The following is a 6,606-nucleotide window of genomic DNA, read 5'->3' on the forward strand; positions in this document are numbered from 1 at the left end:
GCTGCGGCTCACAGATGCGGATCCGTCCAGACTGGAGGGATGAACTAGGAGCGCAGCGAACTCTCGATCTGTTCGGTGGCGAGGCGGCGGGGAGCGACGTAGTACAACACCGACCCGGCGGGCAGTTCGATCTCCCATGCCGGGTTGACCAACAGCCCCTCGTCCGTACGCGCGGCGAGCAGGGTCGCGTCGTGCTCCTTGCCGAGCCGGGATTTGCATTCGCCGACCCGGATGGGACCGAGCGATACCGGCAGCGGAGCCGAGTACGTGTTCGCCCCGCCGTGGGTCATCAGTTCCGCGTACACCTCGGCGATACCCGGCGACTGCAGTTCCTCGGTAACCATTCGCGGTGTGTGCCACTGCACGGCGCGGATTCCCGCGTTGACATAGGCGAGATGCCGCGCGCGAGCGATGTCGCGCAGGGTCACCACCACGTGTGCGCCCGAATGGACGTGGTCCACGGTCACCGCGATCGCGAGCGCCTCGTTGTCGTCGCGTGCGTCGACCAGCACGGTGGCCGCCCGCTGGACCCCTGCGCGGCGTAACACATCGGAGTCGGTCGGTTCGCCGCGTACGAACTCGATGTCCCTGTCGGGCATGGGATGGGTGATGACCTCGTCCCATGCGCAGACCACCACCCGCCTGTTTCCCTCGGCCAGCAGTTCGTCGGCTATGCGTTCCGTGCGCCCCGCGGTGTAGCCGATCAGGACGAGATGGTTGGAGCTGTCCACGGTGATCCCGCCCTGCATACGGCGTCCCTTCGCTTTCTCCAGCACTGCGGCGAGGTTGGTGAAGATGGTGGTCAGTGTGACGATGCCGCCGATGATCACGTACGCACCGACGACATGGCCTGCCCCGGTCTCTGGGAAGAAGTCCCCGTAACCGACGGTCGCCGCCGTGACGACGAAGAACCACCAGTAGTTGGCCGGGTCGACGATGCCGCTGTCCGCGCCCTCGGCCAGCGCCATCAACGGCCAACTGGTCACGAACAGAACCACGATCACCGCGATCGGCGTGACCCAGCTGCGCAGGAACGCCAGGCGAGTGAGCAGCCTCGCGAGAAAGAACGGCACCTGATCACTCCCGGATGGACAGAAAACGCGGTCGCTCCCACCCTAATGGTGGCCGAGGACCTGCCGCCGGATCATTCAGCGGCGGCCTCGGCGAAGTCCTTTGCGTCCTCCTCGCCGAATGTCTCCTCGAGCTGCTCCGGTGAGTAGTCCAGGTCGATCTTCTCCACGGCGGCGCCGCGGGCCGACTCGATCGCTCCCAGCCTGCGCTGAGCGCGGTCGGCCGCGTACTGCGTGAACTCGTTCGGGTCGATACCGAACGGGAACTCGTCGAACTGGTCGTTCACCCACTGGATCATGTTGAGCGCGTGCGGCAGGAGTACGCCCATCCGCTGTTGCACCACCTCCCACAGCGAGTCGTCCGCTGCGATGTGCCTGCGACAGGTGAAGGTGCCCCATGCCATATGCCTGCGCTCGTCGTCACCGATCCGCCGGATCAGTTCCTGCATGCCGGGCAGGATGTTCCTGGAGGTGCAGACCTTCTGCCAGGCGTAGTAGCCGGTGAGTGCCAGAGACCCCTCGATGACGTGGTTGTAGGTGACGCTCGCCCTGATCTGGTTGACCGGGCTGGGATCGGACTCGAGCACGCCGAGTGATTCCGGCAGCTCCTCGTAGAAGAGCTTGCGGTAGTGCGGATTCTCGGACACGAATGGATGCAGGTCATCGGTCAGCCCGACCGCGTCCATCCAGCGCCGGAAGACCTCCGTGTGCTTGGCTTCCTCGAAGCAGAACTGCGTCAAGTACATCTCGTCGCCCAGCCTGCCCTCGCTGGCCATCGCCTTCATGAACGGCTGGATGTCCTCGGTCACCGCCTCCTCACCCGCGATGAACTGTGCGCACAGGTAAGTCGCCGATCGCTTCTGTTCGTCGGTCAGGGTGCTCCAGTCCTCGGCGTCGCGGCTGAAGTCGATGTCAGCGGGATTCCAGAACTTCTTGTTTCCCTTGACGAACAGCCGCAGCGGGAACGAGTCCCAGTTGAGCCCGCCGCGTTGCAGTGACTGGAAGCCGGTGCGCTGCGGTGTGGACGTGACAGTCATGGAAGCGCCCTTCCTGTTGTCCTCGCACCCCGGACCTCGCTGTCCGGAGTGGACGAATACTGACGGATGGCCGGAGCGATCACCGCGCAGACGGATTCCGCGGCTTCGACGGCGGAGTGGGTGGGCAGCACCAGGTGGCTCAGCGACAATCGGACGACGGTTTCGGCGAGCAGACCGGCCGAGGCGGCGTCGAGTTCGGGCACCCGCTCGAGGTAGTGCGTCGCGGCGACCTCGGTGGCCGCGCGCAGTACGGGCTCACCGCGAGTGGTGAGCAGCGGCAGCAGGTCCTCGCCCTCGCCGGTGCCGAGGGCCGCGGCGGCCAGCCGGTTCTCCCTCGCGTGCTCGACCGTGTAGATCACGGCGAGGCGGATGCCCTCGATCAGGTCGTCGGTGCTGGCCAGGCGTTGTTTGATGCCGTCGAGAAACTCCGAAGCCGTGCGCAGGGCGACAGCCTGGGCAAGGGCGGTTTTGCTGCCGAACTCGTTGTAGACGGTCTGCCTGCTTACGCCCACTCTGCCCGCGACGTCGACCATGCGCAGGCGGCCGTAGCCGTGGTCGGCGAGCAGTTCGGTGGCGGCGTCGAGCAGTTCCTCGCGCAGGGACGCCCTGACCCGCTGGGAGTAGGTGGTGATCTCGGACACACAGCCAGTTTGACACGCACCCCCTTTATGTCAAGTAGCTGTACGCTCAGCCGTCCGCTGTACAGCCCGCGGGCACAACGGGTTAGTTCCCCAATGTGGCATTCGGGACGTTAGATGTCCCCAATGCCACATTGGGGACGTTGAAGTTCCCGAATGCCACATTGGGGAACTACGCCATCCTTGCCCAGGGGGCGCGGCCGGCCTTGCGGTTACCGTGGACCGAGTGGGGACGACTATCGGTTTCGACCTGGACATGACGCTGATCGATCCGCGACCGGGGATGGTCGCGGCGATGAACGCACTCGCGGCCGAAACCGGCCTGCCGCTGGACGGTGAGTACTTCGCCGCGCACCTTGGTCCGCCGCTGGACCACGTCCTGCGGGAATTCGGGGCGCCCGAGGCCGAACTGCCAGCACTGGTGGCCCGGTTCAGGCAGACCTATCCCGCGATCGTGATCCCTCGCACGGTGGCGCTGCCCGGTGCGGAAAACGCGATCAAGGCTGTCCGGGAGGCCGGGCACGAGGTGCTGGTGGTGACCGGGAAGTACGGGCCGAACGCGGCGCTGCACCTGGATGCACTTGGCCTGCGGGTCGACCACCTGGTCGGCGAACTGTGGGCCGCCGGCAAGGCGAGGGCGCTGCGCGACCACGCTGCGACGGTCTACGTCGGTGACCACCGGGGTGACGTCCTCGGTGCACTCGCAGCCGGGGTGCTGCCGGTCGGAGTCACCACCGGCCCCTGCCCGAGGGAGGAGTTGCTCGACGCGGGAGCGGAGGTCGTGCTCGACTCGCTCGAGCAGTTCCCGGCCTGGCTGGTGGGTCGCGCGTCCGCTACGCCTTCGCGGCCGGGCTACCGGAACCCGGTCGGCGACCCTCCCGGACCAGCGCGATGAGCCCCAGCGCGAGGCCGAGCGGGGTGATGACACCTGCGGCGGCGCTCAACCACACCGGCAGATCCTGTAGTCCCGCGGCGAACATCACGAACACCGCGACGACAGCGACCATGCCGATCGCGAACAGCACCACTCCCGTTCTCATCAACGGCGACATCCGTGTGGTCCTGTTCGGGTCCTTCGAAGAGGCGTCGCGCGCTGCTTGCTCCATACCGACATGGTAATCGGACGGTATCTGCTTCTCATGACGACAGGTCCCGGGATAGGCTTGGCCGACGCGCGTCCTGGGTACGCCCTGGGGCGCGTTCGTCGTGCATGGCCGGGTGGTCGTGCGGACTCGGTTGCAGAGCAAAGGAACGGTGAGGGCAGTGCCGACCGGCAAGGTCAAGTGGTACGACGCGGAGAAGGGGTTCGGCTTCGTCACCCAGGAGGGTGGGGAGGACGTCTACATCCGTAAGGCGGCACTACCGCAGGGCGTGGAAGCCCTCAAGGCAGGCCAACGCCTGGAGTTCGGTGTAGCCGACGGTCGTCGGGGGCCGCAGGCACTGTCCGTCCGGCTGCTGGATCCGCCGCCCTCGGTCGCCGAGGCGCGCAGGCGTCCCGCCGAGGAACTGCACGGGCTCATCGAGGACATGATCAAGCTGCTCGAGATGCGGGTCCAGCCCGATCTGCGCCGCGGCCGCTACCCGGACCGCAAGAACATCAAGCGCATCGCCGAGGTGATGCGGGCCGTGGCGCGCGACCTCGACCCCTGATCCGGCCGGTGTTCACGCGACCCGCGATGCCCAGAGGCGCTGTCAGGCGGTGACGTGGAGGGACCACACGGCGCGCATGAGGAGTTCCGGGTTTCCGGCCTCGTCGACGACGTAGGCCGCGCCGGGCTGCTGCACCTCGACCACGAGGATCTGGTAGCCCGGCCCCTCGCCGGTGGCGGTGTAGGCGTGCTGCGTGCCGGAGGAGAAGAACTCTGCCTTCTCGCGTAGCTCGCCGTCCCCGGTCAGGTATTCGATGCGCGCCACCCATGGTGTCTCGCTGACCTCGCTCGGCACCGAGATCTGCACCGGCCTGCCCGGCCGCGAGGCCAGTTCGGCCACGGCGCCGATTTCCTCGCACTCGCTGACCTGCACGTTGCAGTACTTGAACGGCTCCGTCTCGGCCGCCTCACCGTCGGTGTAGAAGGTGACCTGCGGTTCGCTGCCGGACGCCGAGCAGCCCGCCAGGACCAGTGCGGCACAGGGGAGCAGGGCGGCCAGACGCAGTCGCATGTGCCAGAGCCTACGAGCCCTGCCTCGACCGGGATGGAGGCGGTCCCCCCGCGTCCCACCGCTGACTCCGCTGGTCCCGCGGGTCCCGCTGACTCCGCTGACCCCGCGACGGACGCGGTCCGGTGCCCACCGGATCAGGACGCAGTGGACGGTCCCCGCCGAAACCGGGAATCAGCGAGCTGCCCTTGCGTACCAGCCAGGTCTGCGCGAGGCCCGTGGCGAGCAGCACCGAGACCACCAAGAAGCCGATCCAGTAGGTGGGCGGCAGCAGCAAGCCGACCGCCCCGCCGAAGCACCAGGACATCTGCAGCACCGTCTCCGAGCGGCCGAACGCCGACGCGCGCGACTCCTCGGGCAGGTCCTGCTGGATCACCGCGTCCAGGCTGATCTTGGCCAGCGCACTGGCGGACGCCCCGACCAGCCCAACCACAGCGGCCGTGGCGAGCCCGGACAGCAACGCGGCCAGCACGGTGGAACCGAGAGCGGCCCCCACGCAGCCGATCACCACCTGATCGGGTCTGCCGAGGTGCAGCCGGGATCCGATGGCGTTGCCCAGGAAGCCACCAACTCCCGCCGCCGCGCCGATGATCCCGAGCAGAAGCAACTGGATGAACGGACTCTGCCCGCCGTCCTCCGTCTGCGCCTTCACGGCGAACGCGGCGAACATCATCAGGAAGCCGGTCAGCAGCCGGGTACTCCCGTTGGCCCACAACGCGACCACGACATGCCGGCCCATCGGCTGACGTTTCTTGTGTTCGGTACGCGAAGACAGCGATGCCGGGACCTCGCCCTCGGTCACCTCGACCCAGGACGGAATCCGCATCGCCTGCATCGAGCCTGCCACCGCGATCGCGCCCGCGAACCACAATGCGCCCGAGGAGCCCAGGGCCCAGTTCACCCCGGCGGCGATGGCGCCGAACACGCCACCAGCCGCGAGGCCGAACACGGTCAGCCGGGCGTTGGTTTTGGACAGGGTGATCTCCGGCGGCAGCACTCGTGGTGTCACCGCGGCCTTCAGCACCATGAACGACCGGGACAGCACCATCTTCCCGAGTGCGGCCGGATACAGCCCCCAGTCGTTGAAATGCAGCGCCATGATCACGCACATCAGTGCCTGCCCACCCGCGGCGACGGACATCGCCAGGCGTCGCCCGCGCTGGATGCGGTCGAGCGCGGGGCCGATCACCGGAGCCACGAGTGCGAAAGGCGCGATCGTGATCAGCAGGTACAACGCGACCCTGCCCCGGCTCTCGCCGCTGCTGGCCGCGAAGAACAGGGTGTTCGCCAGCGCGATGGCCATCGCGGCGTCACTGGCGTAGTTCAGCATCACCGAGTAGCTCAGCGAGGTCAGCCCCGACTTCTCGGCCCCGTCCGCCTTGGTCGCGCGGTGGAACGCGTCGACGGCCTGGCCGGTCAGCTGCCGTCCGCGCAACGCCGCGACCCTCGTGACGGTGATCTTCTTCGGCAGCCGCGGCCCGTTGCTTCGCGGCGGCGGGCCCTCGAAGCCGTTCTCCGTCTCCCGATCCTGCCCCTGGTCCCTGGGCTGGCCTGGGGCATAGCCGCCCGTGTCGTACCGCTCGTATCGGTCGTGCTCACCCGGCGGGGGCGGCGGGGGGTAGTCCCTGCGGACCTGCTGCGTCCGCCGCTGGTCCGGTGGCGGGTACGGGCGGGCACCCCGGCGGGGTGCCCGCCCGTACCCGC

Annotated in this window: 8 protein-coding genes; 2 read left to right on the forward strand and 6 right to left on the reverse strand. The window is 67.9% G+C overall.

What is annotated here, in order from left to right:
* Window positions 1-44: 44 nt before the first annotated feature.
* The 3 genes from D0C15_RS22175 to D0C15_RS22185 all read right to left on the reverse strand — a co-directional run bounded on the left by D0C15_RS22175 (window position 45) and on the right by D0C15_RS22185 (window position 2,748).
* A complete protein-coding gene (locus D0C15_RS22175; RefSeq protein WP_116048760.1) occupies window positions 45-1,073 on the reverse strand; it encodes an NAD-binding protein in 1,029 nt (342 codons plus the stop codon).
* Window positions 1,074-1,144: 71 nt separating this feature from the next.
* Complete coding sequence (locus D0C15_RS22180) at window positions 1,145-2,107, reverse strand: R2-like ligand-binding oxidase (RefSeq protein WP_116048762.1); 963 nt, start codon at window positions 2,105-2,107, stop codon at window positions 1,145-1,147.
* Entirely contained in the window at window positions 2,104-2,748 is a 645-nt protein-coding gene (locus D0C15_RS22185) for a TetR/AcrR family transcriptional regulator (protein ID WP_245976112.1), read from the reverse strand. The genes D0C15_RS22180 and D0C15_RS22185 overlap by 4 nt, the downstream gene beginning before the upstream one ends.
* A 223-nt stretch (window positions 2,749-2,971) precedes the next feature.
* Between D0C15_RS22185 and D0C15_RS22190 the strand changes: the two genes are divergently transcribed.
* On the forward strand, window positions 2,972-3,640 hold the full coding sequence (locus D0C15_RS22190) for an HAD family hydrolase (protein WP_116048765.1): 669 nt from the start codon (window positions 2,972-2,974) through the stop codon (window positions 3,638-3,640).
* Here the strand turns inward: D0C15_RS22190 and D0C15_RS22195 are convergent.
* Window positions 3,579-3,797, reverse strand: a complete 219-nt coding sequence (locus D0C15_RS22195; protein WP_116048809.1) for a hypothetical protein — start codon at window positions 3,795-3,797, stop codon at window positions 3,579-3,581. The two genes, D0C15_RS22190 and D0C15_RS22195, sit on opposite strands and share 62 nt — an antisense overlap.
* Window positions 3,798-4,008: 211 nt before the next feature.
* Between D0C15_RS22195 and D0C15_RS22200 the strand changes: the two genes are divergently transcribed.
* Window positions 4,009-4,395, forward strand: coding sequence for a cold-shock protein (locus D0C15_RS22200; protein WP_116048767.1), 387 nt, complete (start codon window positions 4,009-4,011; stop codon window positions 4,393-4,395).
* A gap of 42 nt (window positions 4,396-4,437) precedes the next feature.
* Here D0C15_RS22200 and D0C15_RS22205 read toward each other — a convergent pair whose 3' ends face one another.
* Together D0C15_RS22205 and D0C15_RS22210 are read right to left on the reverse strand one after the other, a co-directional pair.
* Window positions 4,438-4,905, reverse strand: coding sequence for a DUF2771 family protein (locus D0C15_RS22205; protein ID WP_116048770.1), 468 nt, complete (start codon window positions 4,903-4,905; stop codon window positions 4,438-4,440).
* Window positions 4,906-4,915: 10 nt separating this feature from the next.
* A partial coding sequence (locus D0C15_RS22210) for an MFS transporter (RefSeq protein ID WP_162830194.1) occupies window positions 4,916-6,606 on the reverse strand: 1,691 nt, incomplete at its 5' end.

Origin of the sequence: Amycolatopsis palatopharyngis (assembly GCF_003385185.1) — a bacterium.
GTDB lineage: Bacteria > Actinomycetota > Actinomycetes > Mycobacteriales > Pseudonocardiaceae > Amycolatopsis > Amycolatopsis palatopharyngis.